Source organism: Arthrobacter sp. CAU 1506 (assembly GCF_005047635.1).
Classification (GTDB): Bacteria; Actinomycetota; Actinomycetes; order Actinomycetales; family Micrococcaceae; genus Crystallibacter.
The window spans coordinates 480518-495245 of sequence record NZ_SUKC01000001.1 but is presented as its reverse complement, the minus strand read 5'-3'; the positions used below and the strand labels follow the sequence as shown (position 1 = coordinate 495245).

The 14728-nt window shown below is 65.9% G+C and carries 16 protein-coding genes; 7 read left to right on the top strand and 9 right to left on the bottom strand.

The annotated features are described in order from the left end of the window. The first annotated feature begins 24 nt into the window (after positions 1-24). A complete protein-coding gene (locus E4J89_RS02155; RefSeq protein WP_136784427.1) occupies positions 25-1326 on the top strand; it encodes a DUF6350 family protein in 1302 nt (433 codons plus the stop codon). Between the two features lie 4 nt (positions 1327-1330). On the opposite strand, the gene E4J89_RS02150 is transcribed toward E4J89_RS02155, so the two are convergent. Next, on the bottom strand, positions 1331-1741 hold the full coding sequence (locus E4J89_RS02150; protein WP_136784425.1) for a hypothetical protein: 411 nt from the start codon (positions 1739-1741) through the stop codon (positions 1331-1333). A gap of 40 nt (positions 1742-1781) precedes the next feature. Between E4J89_RS02150 and purN the strand changes: the two genes are divergently transcribed. The 4 genes from purN (at position 1782) to E4J89_RS02130 (ending at position 4888) form a co-directional block, all read left to right on the top strand. Next, complete coding sequence (gene purN, locus E4J89_RS02145) at positions 1782-2339, top strand: phosphoribosylglycinamide formyltransferase (RefSeq protein WP_136784424.1); 558 nt, start codon at positions 1782-1784, stop codon at positions 2337-2339. A 212-nt stretch (positions 2340-2551) separates the two neighbouring features. Then, positions 2552-3208, top strand: a complete 657-nt coding sequence (locus tag E4J89_RS02140; RefSeq protein ID WP_276606328.1) for a DUF6318 family protein — start codon at positions 2552-2554, stop codon at positions 3206-3208. Next, complete coding sequence (locus E4J89_RS19635; protein WP_240691635.1) at positions 3205-4143, top strand: hypothetical protein; 939 nt, start codon at positions 3205-3207, stop codon at positions 4141-4143. Before E4J89_RS02140 ends, E4J89_RS19635 begins: the two co-directional genes overlap by 4 nt. Before the next feature lie 151 nt (positions 4144-4294). Beyond that, positions 4295-4888: a DUF6318 family protein gene (locus E4J89_RS02130; protein ID WP_136784422.1), complete on the top strand. Its 594-nt coding sequence runs from the start codon at positions 4295-4297 to the stop codon at positions 4886-4888. An 89-nt stretch (positions 4889-4977) separates the two neighbouring features. Here E4J89_RS02130 and E4J89_RS02125 read toward each other — a convergent pair whose 3' ends face one another. Continuing rightward, positions 4978-6330: an MFS transporter gene (locus E4J89_RS02125; RefSeq protein ID WP_136784421.1), complete on the bottom strand. Its 1353-nt coding sequence runs from the start codon at positions 6328-6330 to the stop codon at positions 4978-4980. 145 nt (positions 6331-6475) lie between these two features. On the opposite strand from E4J89_RS02125, the gene E4J89_RS02120 reads away from it, so the two are divergent. After that, complete coding sequence (locus tag E4J89_RS02120; RefSeq protein WP_136784420.1) at positions 6476-6880, top strand: hypothetical protein; 405 nt, start codon at positions 6476-6478, stop codon at positions 6878-6880. Positions 6881-6982: 102 nt separating this feature from the next. Here the strand turns inward: E4J89_RS02120 and E4J89_RS02115 are convergent, their stop codons facing one another. From E4J89_RS02115 to E4J89_RS02085, 7 genes are all read right to left on the bottom strand, one after another. After that, a complete protein-coding gene (locus E4J89_RS02115; protein WP_136784419.1) occupies positions 6983-7840 on the bottom strand; it encodes a helix-hairpin-helix domain-containing protein in 858 nt (285 codons plus the stop codon). Then, complete coding sequence (locus E4J89_RS02110; RefSeq protein WP_136784418.1) at positions 7840-8670, bottom strand: helix-hairpin-helix domain-containing protein; 831 nt, start codon at positions 8668-8670, stop codon at positions 7840-7842. Before E4J89_RS02110 ends, E4J89_RS02115 begins: the two co-directional genes overlap by 1 nt. Continuing rightward, positions 8657-9139 carry a hypothetical protein gene (locus E4J89_RS02105; protein ID WP_136784417.1) on the bottom strand — a complete coding sequence of 161 codons (483 nt, stop codon included), beginning with the start codon at positions 9137-9139 and terminating at the stop codon, positions 8657-8659. Before E4J89_RS02105 ends, E4J89_RS02110 begins: the two co-directional genes overlap by 14 nt. Beyond that, positions 9136-9987: a 4Fe-4S single cluster domain-containing protein gene (locus E4J89_RS02100; protein ID WP_136784416.1), complete on the bottom strand. Its 852-nt coding sequence runs from the start codon at positions 9985-9987 to the stop codon at positions 9136-9138. The genes E4J89_RS02105 and E4J89_RS02100 overlap by 4 nt, the downstream gene beginning before the upstream one ends. Further along, entirely contained in the window at positions 9971-10180 is a 210-nt protein-coding gene (locus E4J89_RS02095) for a DUF2997 domain-containing protein (RefSeq protein ID WP_136784415.1), read from the bottom strand. Before E4J89_RS02095 ends, E4J89_RS02100 begins: the two co-directional genes overlap by 17 nt. A 26-nt stretch (positions 10181-10206) precedes the next feature. Continuing rightward, complete coding sequence (locus tag E4J89_RS02090) at positions 10207-11853, bottom strand: AAA family ATPase (protein WP_136784414.1); 1647 nt, start codon at positions 11851-11853, stop codon at positions 10207-10209. A gap of 68 nt (positions 11854-11921) precedes the next feature. Then, complete coding sequence (locus E4J89_RS02085; protein ID WP_136784413.1) at positions 11922-12794, bottom strand: hypothetical protein; 873 nt, start codon at positions 12792-12794, stop codon at positions 11922-11924. 131 nt (positions 12795-12925) lie between these two features. Here E4J89_RS02085 and purH point away from each other — a divergent pair, with 131 nt between their 5' ends. Beyond that, the gene (gene purH, locus E4J89_RS02080) at positions 12926-14614 is read left to right on the top strand and encodes a bifunctional phosphoribosylaminoimidazolecarboxamide formyltransferase/IMP cyclohydrolase (RefSeq protein WP_136784412.1); all 1689 of its coding nucleotides are present in this window, start codon (positions 12926-12928) and stop codon (positions 14612-14614) included. Positions 14615-14728 lie beyond the last annotated feature (114 nt).

Below are 14728 nucleotides of genomic sequence, written 5' to 3'. Positions count from 1 at the left end.
ACCCGGACTGGCACCATAGAAGCAATGAAACTCACGTCGCGACCGGGCGGTCAGGCCGGACTGCCGATGCCCCTGTGGCTGCAGGGTGCCTTCGAGTTCTTCCAGTGCGCCCTGCTCTCGGCCATCGTGGTGCTGTTGCCCCTGGTGGGCGTGTGGTTTGCGGACGGTTTTGACGATCGCAGTTTCGATTCGCTGGCTCGGCTCGGTGGCCAGGCCTGGCTGCTCATCCACGGTGTCCCGCTGGAACTGGCCATTCAAACCGGAGCCAGTTCGGCCGAAACGATGCGCGGGACGTTGTCGCTGGTGCCGTTGGGGCTCACGCTGATCCCGTTCTTCCTGTCCTGGCGGGCCGGGCGGCGGCTGGCCCGGGCCTCCTACACGGACCAACTGTGGCAGGCGCTGGCCGGTGCGCTCGGAACCTACGCTGCCGTGGGAGCGGCGACCGCCTACCTGGTACGGACCGATGAAGTGGAGATTTCCATCCTGGCCGGAGCGCTCATTCCGCTGCTGCCCGCGGGGGCGGGGCTGATTGTGGGCGCCTACCGGGAAGCCGGGTCCTGGGCCCGGCTGATCGGTGTCGACGCGGCCGCATGGGTGGCCCGCACCAGTCAGCACTCCCGCTGGGCCGGATCCTACGTGTGGGCCGGAGTCCGGGCTGGGCTGCTGGCGGTGACTGCTGCGGTGGCCCTTTCGGCGGTGCTGCTGGCGGTGGACCTGGGCCTGCACTGGGCCGAAGTGGTGGAAATCTACGAACAGCTCAGTCCCGGCATCGTCGGCGGCGTGGTGCTGACCGTGGCGCAGTTGGGACTTGTACCGAACTTCGTGGTGTGGGCGCTGTCGTGGAGCTCGGGTGCCGGATTCGCCATTGGCACCGGCAGTTCTTTGGGGCCGCTGGCCACCACGGTGGGACCCATGCCCGCCTTGCCGGTGCTGGGCGCGCTGCCATCCGGCGAGCTGACCTACGGGCTGGTCGCGCTGGCCGTGCCGGTGGTAGCTGGCGTGCTGGCTGGCTGGTGGTTCCTGCGCGAGGGGGAGAACCATTTCGACGAGTGGCTCTCCATCAAGATCCGGGCCCGCTGGTTCACCGCCACCACGTCCACGCTGCTCTTGGGGCTGTTCGTGGGCGCGGTCGCCGGGGCAGCGGCCGCCGCGCTGGTGTGGTTGTCCAACGGTTCGCTGGGCATCGGGCGGCTGACGGAGATCGGCCCGGACCCGTTGTGGACCGCGCTGTGGGTTGCCGGCGAGGTGGCGCTCGGCACCATGATCGGCCACGTCGTGGCGCCGTGGCTGGAGCGCGAACCGGCCAGGGCCCGCAGCCGGAAGTGACCTACTACGGGTTCAGCAGGTTGGAAAAGTTCAGCAGCTTGTCCTCATAAGTGCCCAGGCATGCTTCGCGCGCGGACTGCGTGACGGCTAGCTGGTTGCAGTCCTCGAAGGCAGCGGTCAGAGGCCAGAACAGCACCTGCGCCAAGGTGGTCAGCAGGAAGAACGCGCCGGCGCCGATGCCCAGTACATAGGTGATCCGCAGCGAGCCCGGCAGCCCTGCACGCACCGCTTTCACCAGGCCGATCACGGCCACCACGATGCTCGCCAGGGCCAGCGCCGGAGCCACCGCTTTCCACGGGAGCGGGAGAGCCGTTGCCAAGAAAGTGGACGCCAGCAATAGCAGGAGCACACGGACAAACAGCCCCGCCGACTTGATCTGTTCCTCGGTCGGCTCCGGGCGCGTGGTCTGCTGCATGGATTAAGCCTAGGCGAGAGGGACGCATAAAGTTGATTCCATGCGCATAGTGGTCCTCGTTTCCGGCTCCGGCACCAACCTTCAGGCCGTTATTGACGCCGTCCGGGAGGGCAGGCTGGAAGCCGAGATTGCCGCGGTGGGCAGTGATGTCCCCGGCTGCCGCGGGTTGGAACGTGCCGCCGCGGCGGGGATCCAGACGTTCACCGTGGCGCCCGCCGGTTTCGCCTCCCGGCCCGAATGGAACCGTGCCCTGGAAGAAGCCGTTGCGGCGTACAACCCGGAGGTGGTGCTGCTGGCAGGCTTCATGCGCATCCTTGACGCCGAATTCGTCAGTCGCTTCGAGGGCCGCCTGGTCAACACGCACCCGGCCCTGCTGCCGTCCTTCCCGGGCGCCCACGGCGTGCGCGACGCCATGGCCCACGGCGTCAAAGTCACCGGCGTGACCGTGCACCTGGTGGATTCCGGCGTCGATACCGGCCCCATCCTGGCCCAGGCCGCAGTGCCGGTGCTGGACGACGACACCGAAGAGTCGCTGCACGAACGGATCAAGGTGGAGGAACGCCGGCTCCTCGTGGAGACACTCGCCAAGCTGGCCTAGGCTTCCTTGAACCACGACGCCGGTGCTCGCCCAGGGGCGTCGGCGCGGTTCTCAGCGTCAAGACACCCGGTGTTTACCTGCCGCTGTCAAGGGTGGCGCACGCTTTCCACCTGCTGGACACCAATCCTGTGGAAAACCTCCGCATCCTCTAACGCGTCTGGTTAGACTGGCTCGCACTAAGCGTCCAGCCCGTCCAGCACCCGGGGGTCTGAGTGAGCCAGCAGCCAACACTCATAGGTACAACGCGCGCCCGAACCACCTTCCTCCTCCTCGCTGCGGCAGCCCTCGCCCTCTCCGCCTGCACAGGACCAGCCGGCGCCGAGCCGTCACCCAGCCCAACACCCGTTGCCTCGGCGTCAGCCAGGCAAAGTCCTGACGCCACTTCTACATACAAACCGGCGAGCGAAGAGGGGCCGGCAGAGAACGTTCCAGTCCCAGAAATGCCGAAAGACGCCTCGCTGAAATCCCAGCAGGGACTGGAGGCTTTCATTCCGTATTGGTTCGAGACAGTCTCGTATGCGTATGAAACCGGAGACTTGGAAAAGATCAAGTCAATAACGAGCCCTGAATGTGCGCTGTGCAATGCAGTGTTTGAAGATATCAGTTCATGGACAGTCGAGGAGCGGTGGATCGTCGGCGGCAAACTTCAAGTGACCAAAATTGAAGATCGCTATGTGCAAACGACGAGCGGGGGATACGCTCCTTATATCTTTTTTAGTCAAGAACCCCTTTCTTACTATTCAAGCGGCTCCCTCGAGGGCGAGTCCGACGGCATCGCAGAGCCAACCCTTTGGATTCCCGAAGTTCACTACCGTGCCGGTGCGTGGCATATGGTCGACTTGGCCCGTCCTGAAGGCGCCAAGGAATGAAAACGCGTAAGTACCTGCCCGGAATCACTTCACTGCTGGTTGCCCTGATGTTTGCCTTAGGAAGCGCACAAGCTTCTTGGTCCGCGGATTCCAACCTGCCGCCTATCAGGGGCGACTTCGAGGAGACCGACATCGTGTTGGGGGCGGAAGAAACAATTCCGGGAGCACCGCCTGAAAACAATAACCCGGCAGTACTGCCCATCGGTTCAGGTTCGGTTCCGGTGCCGCCACAGCGAAAGTTTGAACCGGTGTGCATCCCAAATCTTGCTGATGTCTCCATCGAGTGCGTTCTTGTCAACGCGAGCTGTTCCGTAGGCCCGGACGGAACGCTGATGCGCATTCTTGAAGCACCGGCGGGTCAGAATCCGCCTCAGTGGGTGGATACGACTAGAACCATTTGTCAGTACTCAGATAGGCCGCTAGAAGCGACTGCGGATGGTGGCGATGAAATGCCGGTGGTCACCATTGAGTTCTTTCGGCGGTTGCCTATTGCCCCGTCGGGTCTGACCGTTGAGCCTGTCCCTCACACTTTGGTCGGAGCTGAAACTAACGTCTATGCCACCCCGAATGAGCAGACATTCAATGAGGAAATTGACGGCTTTGATGTAACTGTTCGCGCGATTCCGACCTCATACACCTGGAGCTACGGCGATGGCTCCTCACTAGGTCCGACAAGCCAACCAGGAGGACCGCTCCCGGCTGATCGGCTGGGTGAGAAGACGGCTACAAGTCATCGATACACGGAGACCGGTGACGTCCAGATTTCGTTGACGACCACGTACCGGGGTGAATACTCCATCAATGGTTCGGCCTGGATTGCGATCTCGGGCGAGGCGCAGATAACTAGCGCGACAGTGGAGCTCAGCGTCTGGCGGTCAGTGGTGAATAACTACGCGGACAACTGTCTGGACAATCCGGAGGGCGCGGGCTGCTGAAGCGGCACACCATCCGTCTGTGATCTAGCACACTTGAAGCACTCTTTTCAGAGTTTGGTCCGTCTCCCGGCGGTAGGGTATCTGACGGTGCTGACGCCGCCTAGAGGCGTAGAAGTCGGTTCCCTCTCAATCCGTTATCCAAGGGGAGACCATGAAGAAGTTGATGATGTCCGGCGCCGTGCTGACTGTGGCAGCTGTTGCACTTGTGGGCTGTGGCAGCGAGGCCGCATCGGAGAAGCCCGAAGCTAGCAACAAGCCGATGTCGGCCACCACTGACGCGCCGGCGCAGAATGTCCGGACGCCGGAGAAGAACGACCGGATGGCTGAGGACACCGCGCAGGGTCTGGCGTCTTTCACGTATTACTACTTTGACACCAAGAACTATGCGATCCAGACCGGCGATGCAGACCTGATGCGTGAAGTCGCCGCAGACTGCGCCAGCTGCCTGGCCGAGGCGGACGACATCGAGGCCGTTTACGCCGACGGTGGCTGGATTGTGGGCGGCCAGCCGAAGGCACTGAACGTGGTGGCGCTGGACGAGGCCAAGAACGACAAGGGCAATCTCAGCGCCGTCGTCCCGTACATGGAAGACGGCAGCACGACCCTGGACAAGGACGGCAAGACCGTCGATACCAAGAAATGGGATTCGGACGGAACCACTCTGACGGTCACCGCCAATTACGCCGACGGCGCATGGTCGATGGTGTCTGTCAAGGAGACTCCGGACGCCGGCATCCCTCAGTAGGCTCTAGGACAACTACGTTGGCCTGCGCCCTTCCGCCTGGTGGCGGAGGGGCGCTTTTGAGCGTGGGCACCAGGCAGATTTCCCCCGAACTATAGGAGCTCTGCGCCTTTGGTCTCGGGGGAGAAGCGCGACATCCACAGTACGGCGAACAGCACCAAGATCCCGGCGATGGCGAACGACCATGCGAGGCCCAGATACGGCCACATGACTGACGCGAAGATCAACGGGCCAAAGCCGGCTCCAACGCGGGAGAACGTCGACGCCCAGCCGAAGCCCGACCCGCGCAGCTCGGTGGGGTAGAGCTCCGAGACGTAGGTATACAGCACCGGAATAGCGATCTGCACCACCATCCCGTACACCATCAGCAGGGCCACCACCGCCGGGGGCACCTCGATGAGGAGTGCGACGACGACGAGCATCAGCGCCGACAGCGGGCCGGTGATGGCGAGGATCCACTTTCGCCCGGTCTTTTCGACGAAGTATGCAGCGATGATGACGCCCACCAGACCGACGGCGGCCATGCCGGCAGTGGTCAGAAAGGCGCGAGCCGCGGCGAATCCGGCGTCGATAAGAATGATCGGCATCCACGTCAGCGCCAGATAGTAGACCAGCAGGATGCTGAAGAACAAGGCCCAGGCCGCCGTCGTAATCTTCCAGTTGAATTTCCAGACGGCTTTGAATTGCGCCAGGACGTTGACGGCGGACAAGCGTGGTGCTTCGGATGCTTCGGGCAGCCGCCATTCGCGTACGGTTCCGCCGGTGCGCTCGACCATGCTGTTGATGACTTCTTCGGCCTCCGCCGTGCGGCCGCGGCTGACCAGGTAGAGCGGGGACTCGGGCACCGACCTGCGCACCCAGAAGACCAACAGGGCGGGCAGCACCATGATCAGCATGGTGAAGCGCCAATCGGCCACGGTGGCCATGATGATCGCGGAAACAAAACCGCAGAGCGCGGCGCCCATGGGCCACCACCCGTCCATGGCGGTGAGGACGCGACCGCGCTGGCGGCGCGGCGTGAATTCGCCGACCAGCGCGTAGTCCACGGGTACGCAGCCGCCCAGTCCGAAGCCGGCGATGAACCGGAAAACGCAGAACCAGACAATGTCCGGTGCGAACGCTCCCAGGACAGTAAAGACCGAGAAGACCAGCAGCGTGGCGGTAAACGCCGTTTTGCGGCCGATGAGGTCGGCGATGGATCCCCAAATGAACGCACCTAGAGCCATGCCGATCAGATTGGCGGTGCCGATCCAAGCGGCTTGGGCGGGGACGAGGTCCCAATGGTCGGACAACAACGGGATGAGAACGCCGTTGAGCGTGACGTCCCAGGCATCGAACATGAAACCTAGTCCGCCAAGCAGGAAGATCTTGCCTTGGACCCGCCAGCGCCAGGGCAGTTCCTGCACAATTTGGTCGCCGGTGGGCAGGTGGGCGGTCTGCGTCATTCGTGGCCTTCCAGGGGAGTCGCTATCCACACTTTAGTCGCGTTCGGCAGATGAGAGGGTTCTCATGGAGTTCTCCTCAAGGTCTCACGTTGGGTGTGCATGCTTGAGCCATCATCACCTCCCAATGCACCGTGAAAGGCAGAACATGAACAAGCGCACCCTGTGGATCGCAACCGGAACCCTCGGCGTGATGGCAATCGGCGCCGGATCTGCGGTCGCGGATTCCGCCTTCGGGAACGAGGACTCAGGACCGGGCGTCGTCCAACAGGCGCAGATGCCCGCACTTGTCCCCGTCGCGGAAACCAGCATCTCCCCGGCTGCGGTAAATCTGGACAAGCACGACGTGAAGACCGCGGCGTCCGCGGTGACGGCCCAGAGCGCACCGTCGCCGGTATCCGCGCAGTCGGCGGCCAGTCCGGTGTCCGCGCAGAGTGCGCCGTCGCCTGTGTCTGCTCAGTCGGCAACCAGTCCGGTGTCCGCGCAGAGTGCGCCGTCGCCGGTCTCAGCACAGTCCGCTGCTTCCGCCCCGAGCGCCCAGAGCGCTGACTGACCAGCAGTCCTCAAAGCCCGCCAGGTCCCGGATCTCCCCACAGCATCGGGACCTGGCGCATTTAACCGCGGAATGCGCAGCGCGGCCGGGCCCGGCCCGGCGTCAGTAGTCCACGATCCTTCCGAACGACGGCGGTGCCTGCGGCGTGCGTCCGCAGACGATGCGTCCGCGCATCCGTTGGAAGATGTGCGGCGGCAGATCCAGCGCCGCGGCGAAATCCTGTTCCGAGCTAAAGCCGCCGCGCTTCCCTCGGGCCTCGACCGCCTTCTCGGCGAGCGTTCGGGAGAATCCGGGCAGGGCTTCGAGCTCGCTTGCGGAGGCGGTATTAACGTCCACTGCGTGAGTGTTGCCGGCTTCGGCCGCTGTGGCGGCGCCCGCCGAGGAGGCCACGCCCGCCGGACCCGAATGCATCGAGGGTGGGCTGCCGGCAGCGGTCCCGGTGCCGGCCGGAGTCGCCGAGCCGCGGCGTGCCGCACGGGATTTCCCCGAAGTCTGCGTACCTCGTGCCTTGGCGCTGCTGCGGGAACCGGCACGGGGCTTTCCATCGGCTCGGCTGGCCCGGTCCTGCGGCTGGCGGCGGGTGTTTAGTTGGCTGCCGGAGCGTGCCCGGGTGGTGCGCCCCGTGGTGCGGGACGGTTGGGCAGCGACGCGGTCGCGGTTCCACTTGAACCGCAGGTATTCGGGATTGATCGCGACGGCGAAGCTGCTCCCGGCCAGCCAGCAGGTCAGGAGCAGCCAGGTGGCGATCTCTTCCTGGACGCCGACACCATCGAGCAGGGCCAGCGCAACACCGCTGAGCGTGACGTGGACCAGGCCGAGGATCCACCACAGCGGACGCTTCGCGCGGGAACCAACCACCAGCAGGGCCGCTCCGCCAAGGAATCCAAAGGTCCCCACGGGTACCAGCAGCCACCAGCTCTGGCGGATGTTCCATCCCAGGGTGGGCTGTGCGGGAGCCATCAGTAATCCACCGACCTTCCGAAGGACACCGGCTGGGCCGGCGGGAGCTTGCAGGCTGCCAGAGGACGCAGCCGGACCAACTCGGATTCCGGGATCCCCAATGCGGTCCCGAAGTCTTCCAGCGAGCGGAACGGCCCACGGTCCCTGCGCAGCCGGACAGCCTTGCGTGCCTTGAGCCGGCTGAGTCCCGGCAGCTGCTGCAGCGCAGCCGCCGATGCGCTGTTGACGTCCACCGGAGGGGCCGGCGTCCGGGAAGGCCCGGCGGCGGTGGACTTGGCAGCGCCGGCGTAGTAGCTGCGGGGATCAAGGCCGGGATCATTGAGGAGCTCGGCCGCCTTGCCTGCGGGGCGCGGGGCAGGCGCCGTGCCGGGCGGGCGAGCAGCCGCGGCGCGGGACCTGCGGCCGAAGATCGCACGGGCGGTGGGATGAGCCGTCGTTGTGTCCGTGGCATTGTCCGCAGGTGCGCGGCAAACGAGGGCGGTCCAAACAGAGCCCGGGGACCCGGCGGCCAGCACCCAGCGGTGGCGCAGCCAAGACGGATTGATCCCGAGCGCATGTAGGGAACTGATGATCCAGAGCAGGGTACGGGCGGTGCCGCCGGCTTCCGGGTTCATGGCCAGGGAGACCAGCAGCACCACCAGATAGAGGCCGCCGGCGGAGAGCCAGGCAGCCCGCCGTGCCAGCAAGCCAATGATCAGGAAGCCCGCCCAGGCCAGGAATCCGACGCCGAGCAGCGGCAGCAACAACCACAGACTGCCGGCAGCCAGCCAGAGGACAGGCGGTTTGGCCGCCCGGGAGGCGAGGGCGGGGGAGTGGTTAGCGGCGGACATTCAGGACCATGGTGACGCTTTGGTCTTCTTCGACCGTCTCCGATGCGAGCTCCAGGCCAGCGGTGTGCGCCCGTTCACGCAGCTTCCGGACCACCGCTTGCTGGACCCTCCGGGCGTAGGCCTCATCGATGGCCTGGACGATTTCCGCCGCCCGCTGCCGGTCGACGTCCTCACCGCTGAAGTGGACCTGCCAGATACCTTCGCTGTCGCGATCGAACACCGCGGTAGCGTCCGTCCAAGCAGCTTCAAGGGAGTCCTCCGCAGCGCGGACGACCTCGGCCTGCGTGTCCGCCAAGGCAGCCTGCAACAGGTCCAGATCCCTCATGCGTGTCCGCACCTGGACCTGCGGCACCGCTTCAACCTCATCCGCCTTATTCGTTTCATTGTTCTTGGCTTTGTTGTCGATGGCGGCGTTGACGGCAGCAACTGCGGCGATGGCGGCAGGGATGAGCAGTACGGAAACACTCACGGGGTTTCTCCTGATCGGGTGTCGGCCGGGACCGGGCGGGGCGTGATGGTGGGGACAAAAGTGCGGCCGGATGCGGTGGAGCGGCCGGAGCGGGGCCGGTCCGCGGCGGCGCTGCCGGAGCCGGGGCGGTCGGCGCGGGTACCAAGGTCGGCCAGCAGTGCGTCCAATTGGTCGTCCGAGGCCCAGCCGTTCAGCCCGATGGTGCCGTCCGGCGCAACCCGGATCTCGATCCGGTCCGGTTGAGTACCGACGTCCTTCAGCAGGTCGCGGTAGCGGCTGGTCAGCGCGGTGAGGCCTTGGTTGGTGGAACCGATCCACGGCCGCTGCAAATCGGGCCGATCCTGCAGATAGGGGCCGTCTGCCAGCAGGTCGGTGGCAGCCAGCAGGCCGGCGATGTCCTCCCGCTCCTCGGCCCAGCGCTTCAGGTCTCGGTGATGGTAGCCGGTAAACGTCATCACCGAGAGCCCCGCGTCCCGGAAGGAACGCGCGACGACGGCGCTGGCCGCCGCCTGCTCGAACGGTTCGCCGCCCAGCAGGGTCAGCCCCTCGGACCCGCCGGCGATCGCCTGGTCAACAAGCCCGGCGGCGAAGTCGCCGGTCGGGACAAGGGCTGCACCGCGGTCCGCCCAGAGGTGGGGGTTGAAGCAGCCGGGGCACCTGATGGAGCATCCTTGCAGCCAGAGCGCAGCCCGCCGACCGGGACCTTCGGCATCGGTGGCGGGAAGGAACCGCGCATACCGGATGGCGCCGGCGTCGGTCCTCGGCGGGACGGTGCCGTTGTTGATCCGGGGGACCGGTGCCTGTCCGGTTAGCTGCTCAGGCGCACGGGGGCTACTCTGTCGACTCATTGCTTACGTAGTCACTGGCGGTGACCGCGGTGCGGGCGTAGTCCGCGGTGTAGGAGCTGGAGACAGTTTCGGCTTCCAGCAAGTCTTCCAACAGGGTGATGTAGTCCAGGCAGTCGCTGCCGAAGATGTTCTTGGTTTCCGCCGCCACGGTGCCGTCGGGGCCGACCATGACAATGAGTTGTTGCTGGTCCATCGCTTCTCCTTCGGGGTCGGGTGGGTCTAGAAGTCCACGGTGCGGCCGCCGCGGACCGGCTGCCCCGCCGCCACGGCCGGTCGGGCACCTGTGGGGTGCTGCGGATCGGCCGGCGGACGGGCGCCGCTGTCCAGGTCCTCGCTGGCAGTTGCACCGACGGCCCGCAAGGCTGCCCACTGCCGGATGGCACTGACTTCTTCCGCCTGCGTGATGGCCAGTGGAATCATGTTGGACACGGCGCGCTGCAGGTCGGCCAGGTGGACGTGGCGGTGTTCGGCAAAGGCGTCGAAGAGCGCGGCGATCACGGCCTGCTCGATCTCCGCACCGGAGTAGTTTTCCGAAGCGTCGACGAGCAGCTCGACGGCGGCCGGATCCTTGGCGATGACGCCCAGCTGGTTGGCGGGGGTGCTTTGGCCGGCCATCTGGATCTGCCAGATCGCCCGGCGTTCGGCGTCGCTGGGAAGGTCGACGAAGAAGATTTCGTCGAACCGGCCCTTGCGCATGAATTCCGGCGGCAGCCGGTCGATGTTGTTGGCGGTGGCGACGACGAACACCGGATGGCGTTTCTCCTGCATCCAGGTCAGGAAGGAGGCGAAGACCCGGGCGGAGGTGCCCGAATCACCTTCACCGTTGGTACCGGCAAAGCCCTTCTCGATCTCGTCGATCCACAGGATGGCGGGGGAGATGGCTTCGGCGGTGGCAATGGCGTTGCGCATGTTTTGCTCGCTGGAGCCGACCAGCCCGGAGAAAACCCGGCCGATGTCCATCCGCAGCAACGGCAGTCCCCAACCAGACGCCATCGCCTTGGCGGTCAGGGACTTGCCGCAGCCGGGAACGCCGGTGATCAGCACGCCCTTGGGCGAGGGGAGACCGAAGTCCGCGGCTGCATCCAGCCAGGATCCCTGGCGTTTGGCCAGCCATCGCTTGAGGTTGTTCAGGCCGCCGACCTCGTCCAAGTTGATCTTGACGTCGACGTAATCCAGCAGCCCGGACTTGCGGATGGTTTGGCGCTTTTCGTCCAGCACCACCTGGACGTCGTCAGCGGTCAGTTCGCCGTCGTCGACCATGGCGCGGGCGAAGGCGTTTTCTGCTTCCGCCATGGTCAGGCCGAGCGCCGCTTGGACCATGTTCTCCTGGTCGGCTTCGCTGAGCGCGACCTTGATCCGCCCGCCGTCGGAGTTCTGCCTGATCATGTGCGTGAGCATGGCCCGGATCTCGGCGTGGCTGGGCAGCGGAAAGTCCACCAGCGTGACGGCTTTGTCCAGTTCCGGCGGAATCCGCAGCAGCGGGGCCACGATGATCAGCACCCGCCCGGCGCTGCCCTGCCGGAACGCGGCGGAGACTTCGCGGACTTTCCGGACCACTTCAGGGTCCGCCGGGCGCTGGTCGGTGCCGAAGTAGGCGTGCAGGTCGAAGAAGATGAAAACGCCGGGGTCGTGTGTACCGAGCACCCGGTCCAAGGCCCGCGCCGGGGCAGTGGTGTTGGACTGCTGGCCGTCACTGGGGGAGAGCAGTCCTGTGCTGGCATTCCAGGTCCACACCGGCCGAGGTGTACGCAGCGCGGCGGCGCACTTGAGCACCTCGGCGTGGACCCGTGCTTCTTCGTGGCTCTCCACGTACAGCACGGGGATCCGGGCCTTGAACGCCTGGTCAAGCGTTTCGGCAAACGACATAGGTGTCTCCCCTTGAAAGAACTGAATCGGGATCTGGCTCTACTTTAGGCACAGTTCAGGCGGGGTCCTCAGCGGCCCACGCGGAAGCTCCATTGGCCGTCGGGGGTGTCGACCAGAAAATACGTCACCGGGTATGGCTGCCAGGAGAACTTGGCGGAGCTGCTGCCGATCTTGTTGACCACCAGGTTCCGGCGTGATTCCTGCCAGGTGTAGACGGCGATGTTGGATTCTCCGGTGTAGGTGAAGTCGGCCAGCACCTCTTCGCCCTCATAGCGCACCAGGGCTGGGCCATCACCAGTGAGCGTTCCATCTGCCAGATCGGTATAGGGAACCGGCCGGACCTCCAAGTGCCAGTCGCCTTCGGATTCGACGGTGAGGGTGAACTCGTCCCGTGCCGAGGCCAGCAGCCCGGTGGCCGGTCCGGTCAGATCGACGGAGTTGAAGAGAAAGTGGACCGGCCACTGCGGGTTGTCCGGGTCATCCACCGCGACGCTGACATCGACGCTGCTCTTGACGACCACCTCGAACGGGCCGTAGTAGCCGGACGGCCGCTGGTACTCAATGGCGCCATTGCGGGAGCCCGCGTAAATGCCGGGCCGGTCGGATTGCACCGGGGTTTCGTTCTCCGGGCCTGCCCCTGTGCCGTTGGCATCTCCGCCCTCGTCGGCTCCGCTGCCCCCGGCCTCCCCGCCGCCCCCGTTGGTTTCGCCGCCGTCGTCGGTTCCGGGAACCGGCGCATCGCCGGCGCCGGCCGCTGCTGCCGGTCCTGCCGCCGAATCTGCTGGGGAACCTGCCTCGCTGCCCCCGCCGAACAGGCGCGGCACCAGTCGGGGCACGGCAACGGCCAACGATCCGCCGAGGATCAGCAGCCCGACCAGCCACACCGCCAGTGAAAAGCGCCCGATCCGCAGTGCCGCGTCTTCCGCCGCCGGTGCTGACATGTTCTGCTGTTCTCCTTCTGCTGCCTTCATGAGGTTACCCACACCGCGGACCGGCTTCATACTCGGGGCCGGAGAGGTGCCCGGCGCTAGACTGGGACCATCCCCGAAGCCATCCATACTTGGAGTTTTGCGTGAGCTTGAAGCAGCTTGACCGTGTTCCCATTCGCCGTGCGTTGATCTCGGTGTACGACAAGACCGGGCTGGAGGAACTGGCGCAGGGCCTGCACGCCGCCGGAGTGAGCATAGTGTCCACCGGCTCGACGGCGAAGAAGATCGCCGCCGCGGGCGTTCCCGTCACCGAAGTTTCCGAGATCACCGGCTTCCCGGAATGCCTGGACGGCCGGGTCAAGACCCTGCACCCGCGCGTTCACGCCGGCATTCTGGCCGACCGCCGGCTGGACGACCACATCCGGCAGCTCCAGGAGCTCGACGTCGAGCCGTTCGACCTGGTGGTGGTCAACCTCTACCCGTTCGTGCAGACCGTAAAGTCCGGCGCCAGCCAGGACGACGTCGTGGAGCAGATCGACATTGGCGGCCCCTCGATGGTGCGGGCCGCAGCGAAGAACCATCCGAGCGTGGCGGTGGTCGTGGACCCGGCCGGCTACGGCGCTGTGGTGGAGGCTGCCGCGTCCGGCGGTTTTGACCTGAAGACCCGCCGCCGGCTCGCGTCCCTGGCGTTCGCCCACACCGCCGCCTATGACACCGCGGTGGCCAAGTGGACCGCCGAGCAGTTCGGCGACGACGCCGAGACCGCCGAATCCGGCTCGGCCGGGGCACCGAAGTTCCCGCCCTACGCGGGACTGGCGCTGGAGCGTTCCGAATCGCTGCGCTACGGCGAAAACCCGCACCAGGCCGCCGCACTGTATGTGGAAGCAGGCGCGGAGCCCGGCATCGCCCAGGCCGTGCAGCTGCACGGCAAGGCGATGAGCTTCAACAACTACGTCGACGCCGATGCGGCCGTGCGGGCGGCCTTTGATTTCGCCCAGCCTGCCGTTGCCGTGGTCAAGCACGCCAACCCGTGCGGGATCGCCGTCGCCTCTCCGGGCGCCGCAGATCCGATCGCCGATGCGCATGCCAAGGCGCACGCGACCGACCCGGTGTCCGCGTTCGGCGGTGTCATCGCGGCTAACCGGACGGTGACCGCCGGGATGGCGAACACCGTCAAGGACATCTTCACCGAGGTCGTCGTGGCCCCGGGCTTCGATCCCGAGGCCGTGGAGATCCTGTCGCAGAAGAAGAACATCCGGCTGCTGGTGCTGCCCGAGGGCTTCGCCCGGGACACGGTGGAGTACAAGCAGGTCTCCGGCGGCATGCTGCTGCAGGCTTCGGACCGGATCAACGCCGACGGCGACGATCCCGCCAACTGGACGCTGGCTGCCGGCGAGGCTGCCGACGAAGCGACGCTGGCTGATCTGGCCTTCGCCTGGCATGCGGTGCGCTCGGCGAAGTCCAACGCCATCCTGGTTGCAGCCAATGGTGCGGCCGTGGGCATCGGGATGGGCCAGGTCAACCGGCTCGATTCCTGCCGGCTCGCCGTGGAGCGCGCCAACACCCTCGGCGTCGCGGTCGGCGGCGGAGCCGATGCTGCCGGCGGGGCGGCCAACGTGCAGGACGCGGCAGCCCCCGAGCGGGCTCGCGGCGCCGTGGCAGCCTCGGACGCGTTCTTCCCGTTCGCCGATGGACTGCAGATCCTTATCGACGCCGGTGTCCGCGCCGTGGTGCAGCCCGGTGGATCCGTCCGCGATGAGGAAGTAGTGGCGGCGGCCCAGGCGGCCGGCATCACCATGTACTTCACCGGAGCGCGCCACTTCTTCCACTAACAGTGGCGGTCTCCGGCAGCATCCGCCCAGGGAACGAAACCGGGCCCACTCAGCGGAATGCTTGCCAGCGCGGTGCCGGGCACATAGGTTCAAAGGGAACCGGTGTGTCCGGCA

Bases quoted from the DNA above. Each gene is read 5' to 3' on its own strand.
- E4J89_RS02155 (WP_136784427.1), top strand. From the start codon at position 25: ATGAAACTCACGTCGCGACCGGGCGGTCAGGCCGGACTGCCGATGCCC.
- E4J89_RS02150 (WP_136784425.1), bottom strand. From the start codon at position 1,741: ATGCAGCAGACCACGCGCCCGGAGCCGACCGAGGAACAGATCAAGTCG.
- purN (WP_136784424.1), top strand. From the start codon at position 1,782: ATGCGCATAGTGGTCCTCGTTTCCGGCTCCGGCACCAACCTTCAGGCC.
- E4J89_RS19635 (WP_240691635.1), top strand. From the start codon at position 3,205: ATGAAAACGCGTAAGTACCTGCCCGGAATCACTTCACTGCTGGTTGCC.
- E4J89_RS02130 (WP_136784422.1), top strand. From the start codon at position 4,295: ATGAAGAAGTTGATGATGTCCGGCGCCGTGCTGACTGTGGCAGCTGTT.
- E4J89_RS02125 (WP_136784421.1), bottom strand. From the start codon at position 6,330: ATGACGCAGACCGCCCACCTGCCCACCGGCGACCAAATTGTGCAGGAA.
- E4J89_RS02120 (WP_136784420.1), top strand. From the start codon at position 6,476: ATGAACAAGCGCACCCTGTGGATCGCAACCGGAACCCTCGGCGTGATG.
- E4J89_RS02115 (WP_136784419.1), bottom strand. From the start codon at position 7,840: ATGGCTCCCGCACAGCCCACCCTGGGATGGAACATCCGCCAGAGCTGG.
- E4J89_RS02110 (WP_136784418.1), bottom strand. From the start codon at position 8,670: ATGTCCGCCGCTAACCACTCCCCCGCCCTCGCCTCCCGGGCGGCCAAA.
- E4J89_RS02100 (WP_136784416.1), bottom strand. From the start codon at position 9,987: ATGAGTCGACAGAGTAGCCCCCGTGCGCCTGAGCAGCTAACCGGACAG.
- E4J89_RS02095 (WP_136784415.1), bottom strand. From the start codon at position 10,180: ATGGACCAGCAACAACTCATTGTCATGGTCGGCCCCGACGGCACCGTG.
- E4J89_RS02090 (WP_136784414.1), bottom strand. From the start codon at position 11,853: ATGTCGTTTGCCGAAACGCTTGACCAGGCGTTCAAGGCCCGGATCCCC.
- E4J89_RS02085 (WP_136784413.1), bottom strand. From the start codon at position 12,794: ATGTCAGCACCGGCGGCGGAAGACGCGGCACTGCGGATCGGGCGCTTT.